Annotated in this window: 20 protein-coding genes; 12 read left to right on the top strand and 8 right to left on the bottom strand. The window is 66.4% G+C overall.

Features of this window, described 5'->3' with window-relative positions:
* On the bottom strand, positions 1-525 hold the full coding sequence (gene def, locus KUV49_RS18000) for a peptide deformylase (protein ID WP_222452346.1): 525 nt from the start codon (positions 523-525) through the stop codon (positions 1-3).
* Positions 526-664: 139 nt separating this feature from the next.
* Between def and KUV49_RS17995 the strand changes: the two genes are divergently transcribed.
* The gene (locus KUV49_RS17995) at positions 665-1834 is read left to right on the top strand and encodes a MalY/PatB family protein (RefSeq protein ID WP_222452345.1); all 1170 of its coding nucleotides are present in this window, start codon (positions 665-667) and stop codon (positions 1832-1834) included.
* Positions 1835-1937: 103 nt separating this feature from the next.
* Here KUV49_RS17995 and KUV49_RS17990 read toward each other — a convergent pair whose 3' ends face one another.
* Both KUV49_RS17990 and KUV49_RS17985 read right to left on the bottom strand, forming a co-directional pair.
* Positions 1938-2288 carry a hypothetical protein gene (locus KUV49_RS17990; protein ID WP_222452344.1) on the bottom strand — a complete coding sequence of 117 codons (351 nt, stop codon included), beginning with the start codon at positions 2286-2288 and terminating at the stop codon, positions 1938-1940.
* A 101-nt stretch (positions 2289-2389) separates the two neighbouring features.
* Complete coding sequence (locus KUV49_RS17985; RefSeq protein WP_222452343.1) at positions 2390-2920, bottom strand: DUF6882 domain-containing protein; 531 nt, start codon at positions 2918-2920, stop codon at positions 2390-2392.
* Between the two features lie 270 nt (positions 2921-3190).
* On the opposite strand from KUV49_RS17985, the gene KUV49_RS17980 reads away from it, so the two are divergent.
* The 6 genes from KUV49_RS17980 to KUV49_RS17955 all read left to right on the top strand — a co-directional run bounded on the left by KUV49_RS17980 (position 3191) and on the right by KUV49_RS17955 (position 6798).
* Positions 3191-4171: a glutathione S-transferase family protein gene (locus tag KUV49_RS17980; RefSeq protein WP_222452342.1), complete on the top strand. Its 981-nt coding sequence runs from the start codon at positions 3191-3193 to the stop codon at positions 4169-4171.
* A gap of 153 nt (positions 4172-4324) precedes the next feature.
* Entirely contained in the window at positions 4325-4615 is a 291-nt protein-coding gene (gene rpmB / locus KUV49_RS17975) for a 50S ribosomal protein L28 (protein WP_152493805.1), read from the top strand.
* 406 nt (positions 4616-5021) lie between these two features.
* Positions 5022-5228 carry a cold-shock protein gene (locus tag KUV49_RS17970; RefSeq protein ID WP_222452341.1) on the top strand — a complete coding sequence of 69 codons (207 nt, stop codon included), beginning with the start codon at positions 5022-5024 and terminating at the stop codon, positions 5226-5228.
* Positions 5225-5461: a hypothetical protein gene (locus KUV49_RS17965; protein ID WP_222452340.1), complete on the top strand. Its 237-nt coding sequence runs from the start codon at positions 5225-5227 to the stop codon at positions 5459-5461. Before KUV49_RS17970 ends, KUV49_RS17965 begins: the two co-directional genes overlap by 4 nt.
* A 294-nt stretch (positions 5462-5755) precedes the next feature.
* Positions 5756-5932 (top strand): hypothetical protein, encoded by a 177-nt coding sequence (locus tag KUV49_RS17960; RefSeq protein WP_222452960.1) that lies wholly within the window; start codon positions 5756-5758, stop codon positions 5930-5932.
* Positions 5933-6156: 224 nt separating this feature from the next.
* The gene (locus KUV49_RS17955; RefSeq protein WP_222452339.1) at positions 6157-6798 is read left to right on the top strand and encodes a hypothetical protein; all 642 of its coding nucleotides are present in this window, start codon (positions 6157-6159) and stop codon (positions 6796-6798) included.
* 28 nt (positions 6799-6826) lie between these two features.
* Here KUV49_RS17955 and rpe read toward each other — a convergent pair whose 3' ends face one another.
* Positions 6827-7510, bottom strand: a complete 684-nt coding sequence (gene rpe, locus KUV49_RS17950; RefSeq protein ID WP_222452338.1) for a ribulose-phosphate 3-epimerase — start codon at positions 7508-7510, stop codon at positions 6827-6829.
* Between the two features lie 106 nt (positions 7511-7616).
* On the opposite strand from rpe, the gene KUV49_RS17945 reads away from it, so the two are divergent.
* The 5 genes from KUV49_RS17945 (at position 7617) to cueR (ending at position 13715) form a co-directional block, all read left to right on the top strand.
* Entirely contained in the window at positions 7617-9299 is a 1683-nt protein-coding gene (locus tag KUV49_RS17945) for a long-chain fatty acid--CoA ligase (protein WP_315899568.1), read from the top strand.
* Positions 9296-10315, top strand: a complete 1020-nt coding sequence (locus KUV49_RS17940) for a phosphotransferase family protein (RefSeq protein ID WP_222452337.1) — start codon at positions 9296-9298, stop codon at positions 10313-10315. Before KUV49_RS17945 ends, KUV49_RS17940 begins: the two co-directional genes overlap by 4 nt.
* Entirely contained in the window at positions 10312-10725 is a 414-nt protein-coding gene (locus KUV49_RS17935) for a PaaI family thioesterase (RefSeq protein WP_222452336.1), read from the top strand. The genes KUV49_RS17940 and KUV49_RS17935 overlap by 4 nt, the downstream gene beginning before the upstream one ends.
* Positions 10726-10884: 159 nt before the next feature.
* Entirely contained in the window at positions 10885-13332 is a 2448-nt protein-coding gene (locus KUV49_RS17930; RefSeq protein ID WP_261391566.1) for a heavy metal translocating P-type ATPase, read from the top strand.
* A complete protein-coding gene (gene cueR, locus KUV49_RS17925; protein ID WP_222452335.1) occupies positions 13329-13715 on the top strand; it encodes a Cu(I)-responsive transcriptional regulator in 387 nt (128 codons plus the stop codon). The genes KUV49_RS17930 and cueR overlap by 4 nt, the downstream gene beginning before the upstream one ends.
* Before the next feature lie 59 nt (positions 13716-13774).
* Here cueR and KUV49_RS17920 read toward each other — a convergent pair whose 3' ends face one another.
* Genes KUV49_RS17920 through KUV49_RS17905 form a run of 4 tightly spaced genes read right to left on the bottom strand, consistent with a single transcriptional unit; the run spans position 13775 to position 17746 of the window.
* On the bottom strand, positions 13775-15100 hold the full coding sequence (locus KUV49_RS17920; RefSeq protein WP_315901780.1) for an FAD-binding oxidoreductase: 1326 nt from the start codon (positions 15098-15100) through the stop codon (positions 13775-13777).
* A 2-nt stretch (positions 15101-15102) separates the two neighbouring features.
* Positions 15103-15834, bottom strand: coding sequence for an SDR family NAD(P)-dependent oxidoreductase (locus tag KUV49_RS17915; RefSeq protein ID WP_222452333.1), 732 nt, complete (start codon positions 15832-15834; stop codon positions 15103-15105).
* On the bottom strand, positions 15831-16562 hold the full coding sequence (locus KUV49_RS17910) for an SDR family NAD(P)-dependent oxidoreductase (protein ID WP_222452332.1): 732 nt from the start codon (positions 16560-16562) through the stop codon (positions 15831-15833). The genes KUV49_RS17915 and KUV49_RS17910 overlap by 4 nt, the downstream gene beginning before the upstream one ends.
* Entirely contained in the window at positions 16562-17746 is a 1185-nt protein-coding gene (locus tag KUV49_RS17905) for a cytochrome P450 (protein ID WP_222452331.1), read from the bottom strand. Before KUV49_RS17905 ends, KUV49_RS17910 begins: the two co-directional genes overlap by 1 nt.
* Between the last annotated feature and the right edge of the window lie 4 nt (positions 17747-17750).

Genomic DNA, 17750 nt, shown 5'->3' with positions numbered 1-17750 from the left:
CTAGCCCCGCGCCATTTCACGCTTCAGCTTCTGCATCTTACGCGTGATCAACTGCCGTTTCATCGGACCCAGGTAATCTATGAACAGCTTGCCGTTCAGATGGTCGATCTCATGCTGCACGCAGGTCGCCCAAAGCCCGTCGAACGTGTCGGACCGTTCGGTCCCGTCGCGGTCGATCCACCTGACATCCACGACCTTGGGGCGCGTCACCTCGGCGAACTGGTCCGGGATCGACAGGCAGCCTTCCTCGTAGACGTTCTTTTCGTCCGAGCCGGCCACCACCTCGGGATTGAACATCACCAGCGGGCGCGGCGGCTCCCCGGTCTCGTCGTCCTTCGAGCAATCCAGCACGATCAGCCGGTCCATCACCCCGATCTGCGGCGCGGCGAGGCCGATGCCCGGCGCGTCATACATCGTCTCAAGCATGTCATCGGCCAGCGCGCGCAAGTCGTCGCTCAGGTCGGACACGGGCGCGCACACCTTTTTCAGGCGCGGGTCGGGATGGATCAGGATCGGTCGCAGCATGGGCGTTATGTAACCGCTCGTCGTCAGGTTTTGAAGCCGGGCGCCCGGCCATCGCGCGAAATGCTTTAGGCGATTGCGCCCGGCCCTGCAACGCCATAGCGTGCGCCCGACACGACCAATACCAACACCGGAGACCACCTTGACTTTCGACGACCCGATCGAGCGACGCGGCACAAATTGCGGCAAATGGGACAGGATGGAGCAGATCTATGGCGTCCCCGCCGAGGAGGGGCTGGCCATGTGGGTCGCCGACATGGATTTCCGCCCGCCAAAGGCGGTCAGCGACGCGCTGCGCGGGATGCTCGATCCCGGCATTTTCGGCTATTACGGGAACGACGATGGCTACCGCCGGGCGATCTGCTGGTGGATGGAAACCCGCCACGGCTGGCAGGTGGACCCGTCCTGGATCTTCACCACCCACGGGCTGGTCAACGGCACCGGCATGTGCGTCGACGCCTTCACCGATCCCGGCGACGGGGTGGTGCTGTTCACGCCCGTCTACCATGCCTTCGCGCGAGTCATCACCTCGGCAGGCCGCCGGGTGGTGGAATGCCCCCTGGTCGATGAGGACGGCCGTTACCGGATGGATTTCGCCGCCTACGACGAGATCCTGGACGGGTCGGAAAAACTGCTGGTGCTCTGCTCGCCGCACAATCCCGGCGGCCGCGTCTGGACCAGGGAAGAGCTGGAGGGCGTCGCCGCATTCGCCAAGCGTCACGACCTCGTGCTGGTGTCCGACGAAATCCACCACGATCTTGTCTACCCGGGGCACACGCATACCGTCATGGCGCATATCGACGGTATCGCCGACCGGCTGGTGATGATGACGGCGACCACCAAGACCTTCAACATCGCCGGTTCGCATTCCGGCAATGTCATCATCGCGGACGAGAGACTGCGCACGAGATTCGCCGCGCGCATGGCGGGGCTGGGCCTGTCGCCCAATTCCTTCGGCCTGGTCATGGCCGAGGCCGCCTATTCGCCCGAAGGGGCGGCCTGGGTCGATGACCTGATGCTCTATCTCGACGGCAACCGGAAACTGTTCGACGCGGGGATCAACGCCATTCCCGGCCTGCGGTCCATGCCGCTTGAGGCGACGTACCTGTCGTGGGTCGACTTCTCCGGCACCGGCATGGGCCGAGAGGAATTCACCGCGCGGGTCGAAAAGACGGCAAAGATCGCCGCCAATCACGGACCCACCTTCGGGACCGGCGGCGAAAGCTTCCTGCGGTTCAACATCGCCACGCCGCGCGCGCGCGTGCAAGAGGCTGTGGCGCGGCTTCAGGACGCGTTCTCGGACCTTCAATAGCGTCAGGGGGCGTGGTTTCGGAGTGCGCAGGCGCACTCCGACAGGGGCGAGGGGCCAGCCCCTCGCGCTCCCCGGACTATTGTCGGAACAGGGAAACCGCGTGTCAGGCCTCGCCGATCAGGGCAACGGGCGCATCATCGGGGCGGGCGAAATCCAGGGGCTGTTCCCCCGACGCCTCGTTGACCACTTTCAACTCGAAACGGATTTCCTGCCCGTCATCCTCGGACGCCACGATCAGGCAGCGCTTGAGATGGCGGGACCCGTCATAAAGGTCGACGAGACCGCGAAGATGCGGCGCGGAACCGGCGCGCAGGGCGAACCCGTTTTCCCAGGCCCGCACCACGTTGTGGGATTGCGGCCCGGCCTCGACCCTCAGTCGATTGCTTTTCTGCCAGCCACGTGTCCGCGCCTCTTCGAGGCCCGCAAGGATTTCGGGAGAAAGAAAAGTGGTCATGGCAGTCACCTTCGAACAGAATCGCTAAGCGAGAATGTAGGGCTAAACCATGACAGTCACGTAAATTTTTCGCCGCATTGCCGCAATGCACTTGCGGCGCGTCACCCGCCCAGAAGCCCCTCGAGCTGATCGCCGAGGTAATAGCAGACCGCCACCTGCCCCCCGGCGCCGTGCGGGCCCATGAACACGCCATCGGCATCCGAAATATAGGCACAGATCGCCTGGAATTCCGCCAGCCGCGCGGCATCGATGGCACCGCCACGGCTCAGCAATTCCTCGATCTCCTGGCGCTCTCCGAATTGCTGCACGGCCCAGGCGGCCTGCTGCATCTCTACCGGCACGTCGGGATGCCCCCAGGCCCACATCCAGCTGCCATCGTCGGAATAGGTGCCGATGACCTGCGCCTCGGCCGCGATCTCCGGCCCCTCGGCGGGCACGAAGACGATCCGGCCCTTCTTCAGGTTCAGCCGGAAGTCCGAAACGTCCTGCACCTGCGATGAAACCGCGCTGCCGGCGGTCCGGGTCTTCAGGTGGAACGCCGCGTTGACCGCAAGCTGCCGGTACGTCTCGGGCAATTGGGTCGCCCCGGCATCGGCCTGCCGTCCGGCGAACTCCAGCAGGATCTCGTTCATTTCTCGCTCCTTTTCAGGATGCCGGGTCACGCGCTTGTGCGCCATGGCATGAATGGCGGCGCCCGGCACCTTTCACATGTCCGGCACCACGTTCCACGACAAACTCGGCTTCGGCAACCGGCATTCGACCGACGGGCGGGGCGGAGGCCGCGAACTCCGGGCGCCGGGCGCAACTCGCTGTGTGCCGCTGCACAGTCTCTGCGCGGGGATCTGCCCTGCCCGAAACGATTGGCGCGGTTAAGTGTTGGGGAACAGGAAAAGGAGGCTCCGATGGGCGAGTTGATCGACGGCACATGGCATACCGGCTGGTACGACACGAAAAAGCATGGCGGCAAATTCAAGCGGGAGAGCTCGAAATTCCGCAACTGGATCACCGCCGACGGCAGTGCCGGGCCAAGCGGCGAGGGCGGTTTCAAGGCCGAAGCGGGGCGCTACCACCTCTATGTCTCGCTTGCCTGTCCCTGGGCGCACCGCGCGCTCGTCTTCCGTCGCCTGAAGGGTCTAACCGACCTGATCGACGTGTCGGTCGTGCATCCCGACATGCTCTCCGATGGCTGGACGTTCGACACCGATTTCCCGGGAGCCACGGGCGACAAGCTCTTCGGCCTGCCATTCGCCCGCGATCTCTACATTCGCGCCAATCCTAACACGACCGGCCACGTGACCGTGCCGATCCTGTGGGACATGCAGCGCGACACCATCGTGTCCAATGAAAGCGCCGAGATCATCCGCATGTTCAATTCGGCCTTCAACGACATCACCGGCAATGACGACGACTATTACCCCAAGGAATTGCGGGACGAGATCGAGGAGATCAACGAGCGCGTCTACCACACCGTCAACAACGGCGTCTACAAGGCGGGCTTCGCGACGACCCAGGACGCCTACGAGGACGCCGTCATTCCGCTGTTCGAGACGCTGGACTGGCTCGAGGGCCTCCTGTCAGAGCGCAGGTACCTGGCCGGTGCGCAGCCGACCGAGGCCGACTGGCGTCTCTTCACCACGCTGATCCGCTTCGACAAGGTCTATCACGGGCACTTCAAGTGCAACCGCGCCAGGATCGTCGATTACCCCAACCTGTGGGGCTACCTGCGGGAGCTCTATCAGTGGCCCGAGGTGGCGCAGACCGTGAACTTCGATCACATCACGCGCCACTACCATTACAGCCACGATATGATAAACCCGCACCGCATCATCCCCATCGGTCCCGACCTTGACCTCACGGCACCGCACGGGCGCGACAAGGGCTGACGCCGAACTGCCAAAAACCCGGCCCGAATCCCTTGACGGGCGATGGCTTTGGCCGTAAAGACGCGCAACGGAATTCAGGGCGCTGCCTATGGCGGTGCCCGTTTGTATTGAGAGGGTCCGCCCAAGCGGCCCGACAAAAACGAGGATGAACCCATGTCGCGCCGCTGCGAACTGACCGGAAAAGGCCCGATGGTTGGCAACAACTCCAGCCACGCCAACAACAAGACCAAGCGTCGCTACCTGCCCAACCTGAACGACGTGACTCTGCAATCGGAAACGCTGGGTCGCGGCATCAAGCTGCGCATCACCGCCGCTGCCCTGCGCAGCGTCGACCACCGCGGCGGGCTGGACGGCTTCCTGGCCAAGTCGAAAGATGCCGAACTGTCGGATCGCGCGCTCAAGGTCAAGAAAGAGATCGCCAAGGCCCAGGCCGCCAACGCCTGATCGCCCCTGCGCATCGCACAAGACGAAGGCCCTGCCGTTTGGCGGGGCTTTTTTATTGGCCCCTTCTCCAAATTGCCTGCAAGGGACGGCTCCCGGCCCCGGCCAGACCTTCGCGCGATCCGGGCATGTCTCACTCCAAACGGAAACCAGCCCCTGGCCCCGGACGCAAACCGGCTTGGCCGGCCACCGATATCAATCACCCGGGTTATGGCCGCGGCCGGGAAATAGAACACCCGTATACACCGATGCAGCTTGTATTGTGCCCGCCGAACGCCTATCTCTTGACTGCTTATGTTGTTCTCTCGAACCGCTGCTTCCGTTTACCCGGCTCTCAGTTGATCGATTCAGTCTGACTATGCCGGGCTGCCGCATCCTGTGGGCAGCACCCAAACAGGAGTACACGGATATGGCCAATGGCACCGTGAAATGGTTCAACTCAACCAAAGGTTTCGGATTCATTCAGCCGGAGAGCGGCGGCAAGGATGTGTTCGTTCACATCTCCGAGCTGGAGCGCGCAGGCATCAGCGGTCTGGATGACGGCCAGAAGGTCAAGTTCGAGACCGAGACCGGCCGCGACGGGCGCGAGTCCGCCGGCGCGCTGGAACTCGCATGAGCTTTTCCCTCGAGGACGTCTTCAAGGAGGTCCCGCAGCAAACCGGCAATGGCGGGCGGTACCTGACGCCGTCGAGCGTCTTCAAGGACGCTCCCGTTGCGCCGGTCACCCGGCTGGACAAGACCACGGCGGCGGCCAGAGAGATACTGGACGCCCAGGCCAATGAACGGGTGCAAAAGAGCGCCAGGCTCAAGCTTGCCCGGGAAGCACGCGACGCAGGGCTTTCCCGGTAAGGGATCGCCCGCAGTCGCGCGTCGACTGATAGTACCAGCGCCTCTCCCGACCGGCTCACACGAGGGTCGGGAGCGGCGAACACACCGCAGCCGGAGCAAATCTCCGGGTCTGACACGGGCCGGCTGCGGGCTTGGACATGAACGACGCGACCGGGCCGGAAAAACGGCCCGAGACACGCGTCGTGCAGGGATCGTTGTCAGGATATTCGAAAGACCGCGTCGCGCACTGCGCCGCGAAGACCAAGTACGGCAGCCCGGTTCCCACGCGAACCCGGGCGGCTGCAACGCATTCAAATGAAAGTAGAAAAAATGGGCTATTCGACACCTAAGAAACAACTGGACCTCAAGGAATTCCTGAGCGAGCCGGCCAGGAAGCTGCCCTTCCGAAAGTTCGGCATGCGCAGCGCGCCGATCAAACCCGGAACAGGGTCCAAAAACCGCGTCGCCCAGACAGAGTCCACCGAAAGCTAAGCTCGGCAATCCTGCCGATCTTCGGCAGTCGACGACGCGGTTTCAGGGGCATGCAGGATTGCGGGCGACACCCGGCGACCGGCGTCGTTCTACGCTTTGGCGTCAACACTGGCTGCAACGGCACTGTCATGACCCGGAAAAGGGCAACCGTTGATTGGGCGACCTGATTACGGGTTCGTGCCGTTTTCGCCTGATGAAGCAAACTGCAGATATGGGAAATCAACGTGTCGAAGAACAAAAGTAAAAACAAACCCGGTGCCGCCGGAACCGAGATCAAGCCAGCAGACGCCGCGACGATCGTCGAGGATGCGTTCGGCAATTACCTCATCCGCGCTGGCCGGTTGAACGGCGATTTCATCGCGCGTGCCTTTCCCGGCACCGGCCCCAGGAGCCAGGGGCTGATCGCCGAAGCCTCCGGCACGTCCGAGGCCGACGCAATCGAGGCATTGAAGGAAAACTTGCGGGCCCGCAGCGCCAATCGCACCGAAGCGCGCCGCTGGGACGAACGGTCCGACACCTCGATTCCCGGCAAGGAAGAATTCATCGAGGCGCTCCGCCAGATGAAACTGACGGACGCGCAGCTGGCAATGCTCAAGGCCCATGCATTTGCCGGTGACGACGGAATGACCCTGGCCGCCTTGACCAGGGCGTCGGGATACAAGTCCGAGGACACGGCCATGAAAGCTCTGAAAAGAGCGGGTTCCCTTGTCGGCGATTTCCTCGGCCTGGATCCCCGGTCAGACGCGGCGAACGATCCCAGGGATGCACGCGAAGTTCTGGGCTACCTCGTTGAAGCCGACGCCGAAACCGCGTCGGTCTGGGTCATGCACACCGAGCTGCGCAACGCCGTCCGCTCGGCCATCTGAGAACGGCCTGAACACGGGCGGCTTCGATTCAGCCGCCCACCGCCGTCCGGATCGCGGCCATGTTCTGGCCGTAGACCTCCGGCGTCTCCACCGATCCACCCTTGAAGACCGCCGATCCGGCCACCAGCACATCGGCGCCCGCCTCCACCACCAGCGGCGCGGTCTCGGGCGTCACGCCGCCGTCGATCTGGATATGCACCTCGCGATCCCCGATCATCTGGCGCAACCGCCGCGTTTTCTCGACGCCCGACGTGATGAACTTCTGCCCGCCAAAGCCGGGGTTCACCGTCATCAGCACCACCATGTCGACCATGTCCAGAACGTATTCGATGGCCTCCAGCGGCGTTCCGGGGTTGACGCAGACCCCGGCCTTGCACCCCGCCCCGCGAATGGCCTGCAAGGTGCGGTGGATATGCGGGCCGGCCTCCACATGGGCGCTGATCATGTCCGCGCCCGCCTCGGCACAGGCCTCGATATACGCATCCACCGGGGAAATCATCAGGTGCACATCCATGAAGGTCGTGACATGCGGGCGAAACGCCTTCACCGCCGGGGGGCCGAAGGTCAGGTTCGGCACGAAATGCCCGTCCATCACGTCCACATGCACCCAGTCCGCGCCCTGATCCTCGATGGCCCGGATCTCGGCCCCGAAATTGGCGAAATCGGCAGACAGGATGGATGGCGCGATCTTGACGGAACGGTCGAACGGCATGGCAGGCTCTCCTCGTGGTGTGCCCCGCTCTTGCGGGGTTTGGCCCGCGCCGTCAAGCCTTGCGCAAACGCGATCGATCCCGGCAGATTGAACCCCCGGCCCATTCGTGCCACCAATTGATCCCGCCATTCCGCTCAGGGGGACCCGCACCATGCTCGGCCAGATGCAGCACCGCCCGCTCAGGATCATCGACATCCTGACCTATGCCGCCGAGGCCTTCCCCGAACAGGGGCTGGTCTCGGTCCGCGACGAAGGCGACATTCACCGCAGCACCTACCCCGAGACGCTGGCCCGTGTCGGCCAGCTGGCCCACGCCCTCGACGCACTCGACTTGAAAACCGGCGACCGCATCGCCACGCTTGCGTGGAACGGCTACCGCCATTTCGAGCTCTACTACGCCATCGCCGGGATCGGCGGCGTCTGCCACACGATCAACCCCCGCCTGCCGCCCGAGCAGATGCAGTATATCCTCGACCATGCGCAGGACAGCGCGATCTGCGTCGATATCAGCCTCGTGCCGCTCCTGGAGAAGGTGACATTGCCCGAGGGCTGCCGCGTCATCGTCCTGACCGATGACGACCACATGCCCGACGCCCCAGACGGCGCCCTCGCCTACGAGGACCTGCTGGCCGACCAGCCTCAGACCTACGACTGGCCCAGCTTCCCAGAGGACACCGCCGCCGGCCTCTGCTACACCTCCGGCACCACCGGCAACCCCAAGGGCGCACTCTATTCGCACCGTTCCACCGTGCTGCACGCGCTTCTCGTCATCGCCGGCCACCCGCAAAGCCTGCGCCACGGGTCCCGCGTCCTGCCCGTGGTTCCGCTCTTTCACGTCAACGCCTGGGGCATGCCCTATACCGCCCCGCTCGCGGGCATGACCATGGTCATGCCGGGCCGCCACCTCGACGGCGCCAGCCTTTACGATTTGATGGAGGCCGAACAGGTCTTCTCGGCCTGGGGCGTTCCCACCGTCTGGGCCGGCCTGCAACAGGAAATCGCCAAACGCGGCACCCCGCCCAATGGCTTCAAGGACCTCGTGGTCGGGGGCTCCGCCGCCCCCCGCTCAATGATCGCCGCCTTCGAGGAGATGGGCGTCAACGTCAACCAGGCCTGGGGCATGACCGAGATGAGCCCCATCGGCACCCGCGGCATCCTGCCCAGCCACCTTGCCGACGCATCTTTCGACGAGCGCGTCGACGCCAAGGTCGGCGCGGGCCGCCGCCTCTTCGGTGTCGAGTTCAAGCTCAAGGACGATGACGGCAATCTCGTGCGCCACGACGGCGAAACGCCCGGCGAGCTCTTCGTGCGCGGCAGCACCGTCATCTCCGGCTACTACGAAAACGACGAGGCCACCTCTGCGGCCATGGACGAAGACGGCTGGTTCGGCACCGGCGACGTCGCCACCGTCGACGCCAACGGCCGCCTGATCGTCCGCGACCGCGCCAAGGACCTGGTGAAATCGGGTGGCGAGTGGATCAGCTCCATCGACCTCGAAAACGCCGCCATCTCGCACCCGCTGATCGACACCTGCGCCGTCATCGCCGTACCCCACCCCAAGTGGGACGAGCGCCCCGTTCTCGTCGTGGTCCCGGCGGGCGATGAAAAGCCCACTCTCGCGGACATCCACGCCCATCTCGAACCGCATTTCGCCAAATGGCAGATGCCCGACGACATTCTCTTCACCGACGCACTGCCGCTGACGGCCACCGCCAAGGTCTCCAAGCTGACCCTGCGCGAGCAGTTCTCTGACTACGTCCACCCCGACCTGCGCGAGGACGGCGCGTGAGCATTTCGCTGGACACCGCCGCGCTGGAGGATTGGGCCAAAACCCACCTGCCCGCGCTCGACGGCCCCATCACCGCCACCAAGTTCTCCGGCGGGCAATCCAACCCCACCTACCGGCTCGACACGCCCTCGGGCCGTTTCGTCCTGCGCCGAAAACCCCCCGGCGTGCTGCTCAAATCCGCCCATGCCGTCGACCGCGAATACCGCGTGCAAAAGGTCCTCGCGAACACCGGCGTCCCGGTGCCGAAGATGCACGCCCTCTGCGAAGACGACAGCGTGATCGGCTCGGCCTTCTACATCATGGACCATGTCGAAGGCCGCAATTTCGACCAGCCGTCCCTGCCCGAAATCGCCCCCGAAAACCGCGCGCCCCTCATCGACGCCATGAACCGCACCCTCGTGGCCATCCATTCCGTCGATCTCGACGCCACCGGCCTCGCCAAATACGGCCCTCCCGGGCACTATTGCGAACGCCAGACCGAACGCTGGACGCAGCAATATCGCGCGACAGCGACCGAGGACATCGCCGAGATGGACGCCCTCATCGACTGGCTCTTCGCCCACATGCCCCCCGATGACGGCCAGCGCACGCTGGTTCATGGCGACTACCGCCTCGACAACCTGCTCTTCGCGCCGGACGCCCCCCGCGTCGCCGCCGTGCTCGACTGGGAGCTGTCGACCACAGGCCACCCCTATGCCGACCTCGCGGCGGTGATCATGCAATGGTCCATGCCCGCCACCACCGAAGGGCGCGGGCTGGAGGGGATCGACCGCGCCGCCCACGGCCTCTGGTCCGACCGGCAGTTCATCGACACCTATTGCGACCGCCGCGGCATTCCGGGTATCGAAGACTTCCACTTCTACCTCGCCTTCACCTATTTCCGCATGGCCGCCATCCTTCAGGGCGTCAAGAAACGCGCCCTCGACGGCAACGCCTCCGACCCCGACCGCGCCCTGAAACTGGGCGCTTACGTTCCCTTCTTCGCCCGCTCCGGGCTAAAGGCCGCCACCGAATGACCGACACCTTCGATCCCAACCTGCGCGAGGCGCCCTCGCCGCTTTCCGAAACCCTCGGCTTCGACATGACCGACTGGTCCGAAGGCTACGCCCGGGTCGAGGCTCCCATCGCGCCCCACCTGATGAACCGCCAGGGCCTGACCCACGGCGGCGTCTATGCCGCGATCCTCGACACCGCGATGGGCTTCTGCGGCTGCTTCACCGGCGATCCGAAGATCAAACAGAACGCGCTCACCCTCAGCATGACGGTCAATTACCTCGCCCGCGCCACCGGGACGCACCTGGTGGCCGAGGCCCGCGTGACCGGCGGAGGCCGCTCCACCTTCTTCGCCAAGGGCGAGGTGCGCGACGACACCGGCACCCTCATCGCCGAGGCGACCGGCGTCTTCAAACTGCGCTCCCGGAAATAACCGCCAGCCCGCAGGGTGGGGTTCCACCCCACCACGCCACCGCGCCACTCACGCAGACGCTTCAACAACGCGTAGGGTGGGTGAAAACCCACGCGACCCCCGTATATTTTCCGAAAACCCCCTTGACCTTCCAGTGACTGGAACCCTTATCTCTGCCGCATGACAACGCTGAACCTCGAACTCGATGGCATGTCCTGCGCCGGCTGCGCGGGCCGCGCCGAACGCGCGCTCGGCGCGCTGCCCGGCCTCGGCCGCGCCTCCGTGAACTTCGCCACCGGCACCGCGCAGGTCGAGGTGAACGGCACGCCCCTGGACCGGATCACCGACGCGCTCGATGCCGCCGGCTACCCCGCCCGCACCGCGCAAACGTCCCTCGCGATCGACGGGATGCACTGCGCCTCCTGCGTGGGCCGGGTCGAGGACAGCCTGACGGCAACCCCCGGCGTACTGACCGCCGCCGTCAACCTCGCCAGCCAGACGGCTCAGGTCACCTACCTTTCGGGCACCACCACGCCCGCCGACCTCGCCCGCGTCGTCACGCAGTCCGGCTACCCGGCCCGCCCGTCCGAGGAAGACACGCCCGATCCCGCTGCTTCGCGCCGCGTCGCAGAGATCACCCATGCCCGCCGCATGACCCTGCTCGCCGGCGCGCTGACCCTGCCGGTCTTCGTCACCGAAATGGGTGCGCACCTTATCCCCGCCTTCCACCACTGGCTGCACGACCTGATCGGCCAGCCAACGCTCTGGACCCTGCAATTCATCCTCACCACGCTGGTCCTCGCCTTTCCCGGCCGGCAGTTTATAACCCTCGGCCTGCCAGCGCTCCTGCGCGGCGCGCCCGACATGAACAGCCTCGTCGCCCTCGGCACCCTGGCCGCCTGGGGGTATTCCACCGTCGCGCTTTTCGCCCCCGGCGTCCTGCCCCCCGGCACCGCCGCCGTCTATTTCGAGGCCGCCGCCGTCATCGTCACCCTCATCCTGCTGGGCCGCTGGATGGAGGCCCGCGCCCGCGGCCAGACCGGCGCCGCCATCCGCCGCCTGATCGGCCTGCAACCCGACACAGCCCGCGTGATCCGCAATGGTGCGGCACAGGACATCCCCGTCGCGCAGGTGGGCGTCGGGGACACGCTCCAACTGCGCCCCGGCGAACGCATCCCCGTCGATGGGACCGTCACCGACGGCACGTCCCACGTGGACGAATCCATGATCTCGGGCGAACCCGTGCCCGTCTCGAAAACCACCAACGACATCCTCATCGCCGGCACCATCAACGGCGACGGTGCGCTCACCATGACCGCCACCGGCGTCGGCCGCGACACGATGCTGGCCCGTATCGTCGCCATGGTGCAGGAGGCCCAGGGCGCCAAGCTGCCGATCCAGGCCCTGGCCGACAAGGTGGTGCGCGTCTTCGTGCCCGTGGTCATCACCCTCGCCGTGCTGACCGTCCTGGCCTGGCTCGCCTTCGGCCCCAGCCCCGCGCTCGGCCTCGCCCTCGTCGCCGGTGTCTCGGTGCTGATCATCGCCTGCCCCTGCGCCATGGGCCTCGCCACGCCCACCTCGATCATGGTCGGCACCGGCCGCGCCGCCGAACTCGGCGTTCTTTTCCGCAAGGGCGACGCGCTCCAGTCGCTGGCCGAAGTCCGCGTGGTCGCCTTCGACAAGACCGGCACCCTCACCATGGGCCGTCCCACCCTCACCACGCTGCACCTCGCCCCCGGCGTCGACCGCGCCGACACCCTCGCCGCCATCGCCGCCGCCGAGGCGCAGTCCGAGCACCCCATCGCCCGCGCCATCGAGACCGCGGCCCGCGATGAAGGCCTCACCCTGCCCCGCGTCACCGAGTTCCGGGCCATCCCCGGCCACGGCCTTTCGGCAACCGTCAACGGCCAGGACCTGCTGGCCGGAACCGCCCGGCTGATGCATGACCATGCCATCGACATCGCCCCCTTCGCCGACGCACTGGCGCACCTGACCGCCCACGGCGAAACCCCGGTCTTTGCCGCCATCGACGGACGTCTGGCCGCCCTTCTCGCCGTCTCCGACCCGATCAAGCCTGCGGCCCGCGACACCATCCGCGCCCTGCACGAAAGCGGCCTGCAAACCGCCCTCATCACCGGCGACACCGCCGCGACGGCCCAGGCCGTCGCCGCCGCCCTCGGCATCGACCATGTCGAGGCCGAGGTCCTGCCCGGCGACAAGCGCGACACCATCGCCCGACTTCAGGACACGCACGGCGCCACAGCCTTCGTCGGCGACGGCATCAACGACGCCCCCGCCCTCGCGCAGGCCGATATCGGCATCGCCATGGGGACCGGCACGGACGTGGCCATCGAAAGCGCCGACGTGGTGCTCGTCTCCGGCAATCCCGCAAACGTGCTGACCGCGCTGCATGTCTCGCGCCGCACGCTGCGCAACATCCGCCAGAACCTCTTCTGGGCCTTCGCCTACAACGCGGCGCTCATCCCCGTCGCCGCCGGTGCGCTCTACCCGCTGACCGGCGCACTCCTGTCACCGATGCTCGCCGCCGGCGCCATGGCGCTCAGCTCTGTCTTCGTGCTCACCAACGCCCTGCGGCTGCGCCGCCTCTCGCCGGAGCCCGCCCCATGAACATCTCGCAAGTCTCGGACAAGACCGGCCTGCCCCCCAAGACCATCCGCTATTACGAGGAGATCGGCCTTGTCACGCCCGAGCGCGGTGCCAACGGCTACCGCGTCTTCGAGGACACCCACCTGCACAAGCTCGCCTTCCTAGGCCGCGCCCGCGCCTTGGGCTTCTCCATCGAGGATTGCCGCACGCTGCTGGCCCTTTACGAGGACGACACCCGCGCCAGCGCCGACGTCAAATCCATCGCTCGTCAGCACCTGAAACAGATCAACGAGAAAATCGCGCAACTGCAATCCATGGCCGACACGCTCGGCCACCTTATCGAGTGCTGCGCCGGCGACAACCGCCCCGATTGCCCGATCCTCAACGACCTCGCCCGCCACTGAGCGCCAGAATTTTCGTACGAAAATTCTCCCCCAAGATTATTCGTACGAATAATCTCAGGCTAGAGTTCCGCCCCCGCCTTCCACTCTCCCCACTTCATCGTCGCAGTCGCCCCGACATAGGTGAAGGGCAGCGGCGGCAGGCGCGACGGTGTTCCCTGCGACATGACGTGGTCCACGATCCCGCTCTCGACCCCCGAGGCCAGCTCCGCCATCGCCATCCCGTGCAGCGTGCCGCGCGCCGTGCCCAAACCATTCTGGCAACAGGCCGAGAACAGCCCGTCCTCGACCTCGCCCAGCGCCGGCGCGCCGTTCCAGCTCAGGCACAGCCGCCCGCCCCAGCGATATTCCATGTCAACGCCGGCAAGCTGTGGAAACCGCGCCGCGAACGCCTTGTCATGCGACCGCCCCATCGCCGCCACGCGGCCTTCGGGAATCTTCAGCGACGGGTCATAGGTCACCCGGTTGCGCATCACGATCCGCGTGCCCCCCGGCCCGCTGATCCTGCGCACCGTGCTGCCCATCGGGTCGGCGGGTGTCAGCCCCCAACGCTCCGCCCCGCCCAGCCGGGCGGCCTCGTCCTCGGTCAGGGGACGGGTCATCGACGCGTAGAGAAACAGGTGCAGCAACCGTCCCTCGAATTGCCCGAAGCTTTCGGCATGACCGTTGACCGCCAGGATCACCTTCGGTGCGGTCACCCGGCCCTTCGGCGTCACGGCCACCCAATCGCCCTCGCGCCGCAGCCCGGTCACCGGCGAGTCCTCGCAGATCCGCACCCGGTTGCTGGCCAGCCCGCGTGCCACGCCCCGCACGAACAGCGCCGGCTGGATCATCGCCGTGCCGGGCGTGTAAAGCCCGCTGCGGTAATAGTCCGATCCGGTGAGATCGCACATCGCATTGCCATCCAGCAATTCATGCGCCTCGCCCATCGCCTCCAGGTGCGCGGCATAATCGAGGTTGTGCTGATGCCCCTTCGCACTCGCCGCCGCGTTGGTCTTGCCCGACCGCACGAACGCCTCCCCGCCCAGCCCGAACGCCTTCGCCATCTCTGCGGCAAAGTTTATCGCCGCGCGGTTCATCCGCGTCTGCGCCATATCCTTCTCCAGCGCGCCACCGTAGTCTTCCGACGACAGGTCATGCGGCAGGTCGATCATGAAGCCCGAGTTGCGCCCCGCCGGCCCCTCGCCAATCCGCCTTGCCTCCAGCAGCACGATCCGCGCCTCCGGGTGCAGTTGGCTCAGCCGCCGCACCGCCGCCAGCCCCGCAAAACCGCCGCCGATCACCAGCCAGTCCGCCGTCGCCGCCTCTTCCAGCGGCTGCGCCGGCCCCGCCTCGGGCAGGATCGCGTTCCACCCGGTCACACCGGGATCGCAAGGCAACCGGCGCACCTTCACGGCAGGCTCAACTGGGCCATCCGGCCCCCGTCCACGGTCCAGACCTGCCCGGTCACGAACCCCGCCTCTTCGCTCGCCAGCCAGCAGATCAGCCGCGCCACGTCCTCCGGCCCGCCCGTCCGCCGCACCGGGTGGATCCCGGCCAGCCCTGCGCGAAACGCCACCGGGTCCGGCATGCTTTCGATGAACGCCTCGTTCAGCGGCGTGTCGATCCATCCCGGCGCCACGGCATTGCACCGCACGCCATCCTGCCCGTGGTCCACTGCCACGGCGCGCGTCAGCCCGTGCAGCCCGGCCTTCGACGCGCCATAGGCCGGATGCCGCGGATTTGACCCAAGTCCCTCGATGGAACCGACATTGACGATGGCGCCACCCCCGTGCCGCAGCAGTTTCATGCCATGCCGGATCAGCAGGAAAGGCGTCGTCAGGTTCACCTGCATCTGAAGGTGCCAATCGGCCTCGCTTGTCTTCTCGACGGTGCCCTCCCGCATGATACCGGCATTGTTCACCAGGATATCAAGCGTGCCCGCCTTCTCCGCGACTTCCGCCATCACCCGCTCGGGCACGGCCTCATCACTGAAATCCGCCGCGATATCTTCGTGCGCCGACGCGCCGCGCTGCGCGCAGAACACCCGCGCGCCGCCCTCGGCCAGCATCGCCGCCGTGGCCGCGCCCATGCCGCTCGATCCGCCGGTGACCAGCGCCACCTTGCCCGCGAACCGGCTCATGTCACGGCCTTCCCACCGTTCACTTCCACCAGCGACCCGCACATGTACCGCGCCGCGTCCGACGCCAGGAACAGCATCACGTCCACGATCTCTTCCGGGCTGGCGATATGCCCCAGCGGCACGCTGGCATTCAGGTCCTCGATGGCCCGATCCGGGTCCAGCCCGCGTGCCGCAAAGCCCGTGCGCAGCATGGCCGTATCCACCTCGTTGGGGCAGACCGCGTTCACCCGGATGCCCTGATGCGCGTGATCCCGGCCAAGGCATTGCGTCAGGCTGGCAATCGCCGCCTTGCTCGTCACGTAGACCGGATGGTTCGGCCCCGGCCGCAGCCCCCAGCAGGACGAGGTGTTCACGATCGCCCCGCCGCCCCGCGCGGCCAGGATCGGGATCGCCGCCCGGCAAATCCGAAACGGCGCCTCCACGTTCACGCCCATGGTCAGGCGCCAGTCGTCATCGCGCGCCGTGGTGATATCACCGCGCGTGATGACGCCCGCATTGTTGAACACCAGGTCCAGACCGCCCAACACCGCCTCCGCCGTCCCGGGCAGCGCGTCGCAGAACGCCCCGTCCAGCAGGTCACCGTCCAGATGCGCCTCGGCCTCCACCGCGCCGCTCTGCCGGTCGCTCACCGCCACAAGCGCGCCCTCGGCCCTGAGCGCCGCGACCAGCGCAGCCCCGATGCCGCCCGCGCCTCCAGTGACGAGCGCACAACGTCCCTCGAACCGCATCAGGCCACCTCGTATCTCACCGGCAGGCTGAGTGCTCCTGTGTTGCCGCTGTCCGGCAACCATTCCGGCGCGCCGTCATACGCCACCGTACGGAACGTCTGCCGCAACGCATCCAGCGCACAGCCGGTATCCGTCCGCGCCACGAAATGCCCGATGCAGTGATGCGCCCCGCCGCCGAACCCGAAATGCCGCTTGCGCTTCACCGTGATGTCGAACCCCGGCTCCTCGCAGATCTCCGGGTCGCGGGCCGACGCATGGACCAGCAGGTTCAGCACCGTGCCCTTCGGGATCACCATGCCGTCCATCTCGACATCCTCCACCGCCTCGCGGGTGGACCACGTCGTGGTCGGCCGCGCCCGGATGAACTCTTCCACCGCGTTGGGGATCAGGCTCTCGTCCTCGCGCAGCATCTGCCATTGCTCCGGGTTCTCGATGAACAGCGACAACCCAAGCCCCAGCAAGGCCCGCGTCGTATCCACGCCACCGAAGATCGAAATCACGATGGTGTTCAGCAATTCCTCATGCGTGCAGTCCCCGTTGCGGTCGAACTCCGCCACCATGCGCGCAACATAGCTGTCGCAATCCTCGCCGCGCCGCACCTTGGCCACCAGTTGATCGGCCAGCTGGAACAGCGTCTCGCAGGCCGCGTTGAACCGTTCCTGGTACTTCGGCGCCTCGATCCCCATCGCCAGCCCCAGGTCGGCGGCGTTATGCGCCACCAGCGGCCAGGCTTCCCGCTCCATCCCCAGCAGCGTCGTGATGGCCTGCCCGGCGAAGGGCTCGCAAAACGCCGACTGGAACTCGCAGGACGTCTTTTCGCGCAGGCCCGCGCACAGGTCCCGCGCGATCTCGTCGAAGGCCGGGACCAGCGACAGCACGTACTCCTCGCTCAGCGCCGGCACCGCCAGCGCCCGCAATTTCTGATGCGCGTCGCCCTCGCGCCCGATCACCGAATCCCGCCAGAAATCCGCGAACCGCCCCTCGATCCCGACCGTCTCGGGCCAGTTGTGACTGCCTTGCCGGAACCGCCGGTCGCGCAGGATCTTGCCCACCTGCCGATACCGCAACACCGCCAGGCCAAAGGGCGTCTCGGCGCACCAATGGGCCTCGCGTGCCGCGACAACTTCCGGCCCCCGCGTCGAAAACCCGGGGTCTTTCAGGTCCAGATACGGCAGATTGCCCATATGC

The sequence above is a fragment of the Roseovarius atlanticus genome (genome assembly GCF_019802205.1).
Classification (GTDB): domain Bacteria; phylum Pseudomonadota; class Alphaproteobacteria; order Rhodobacterales; family Rhodobacteraceae; genus Roseovarius; species Roseovarius atlanticus_A.
This window is presented reverse-complemented; position numbering and strand designations above follow the sequence as displayed.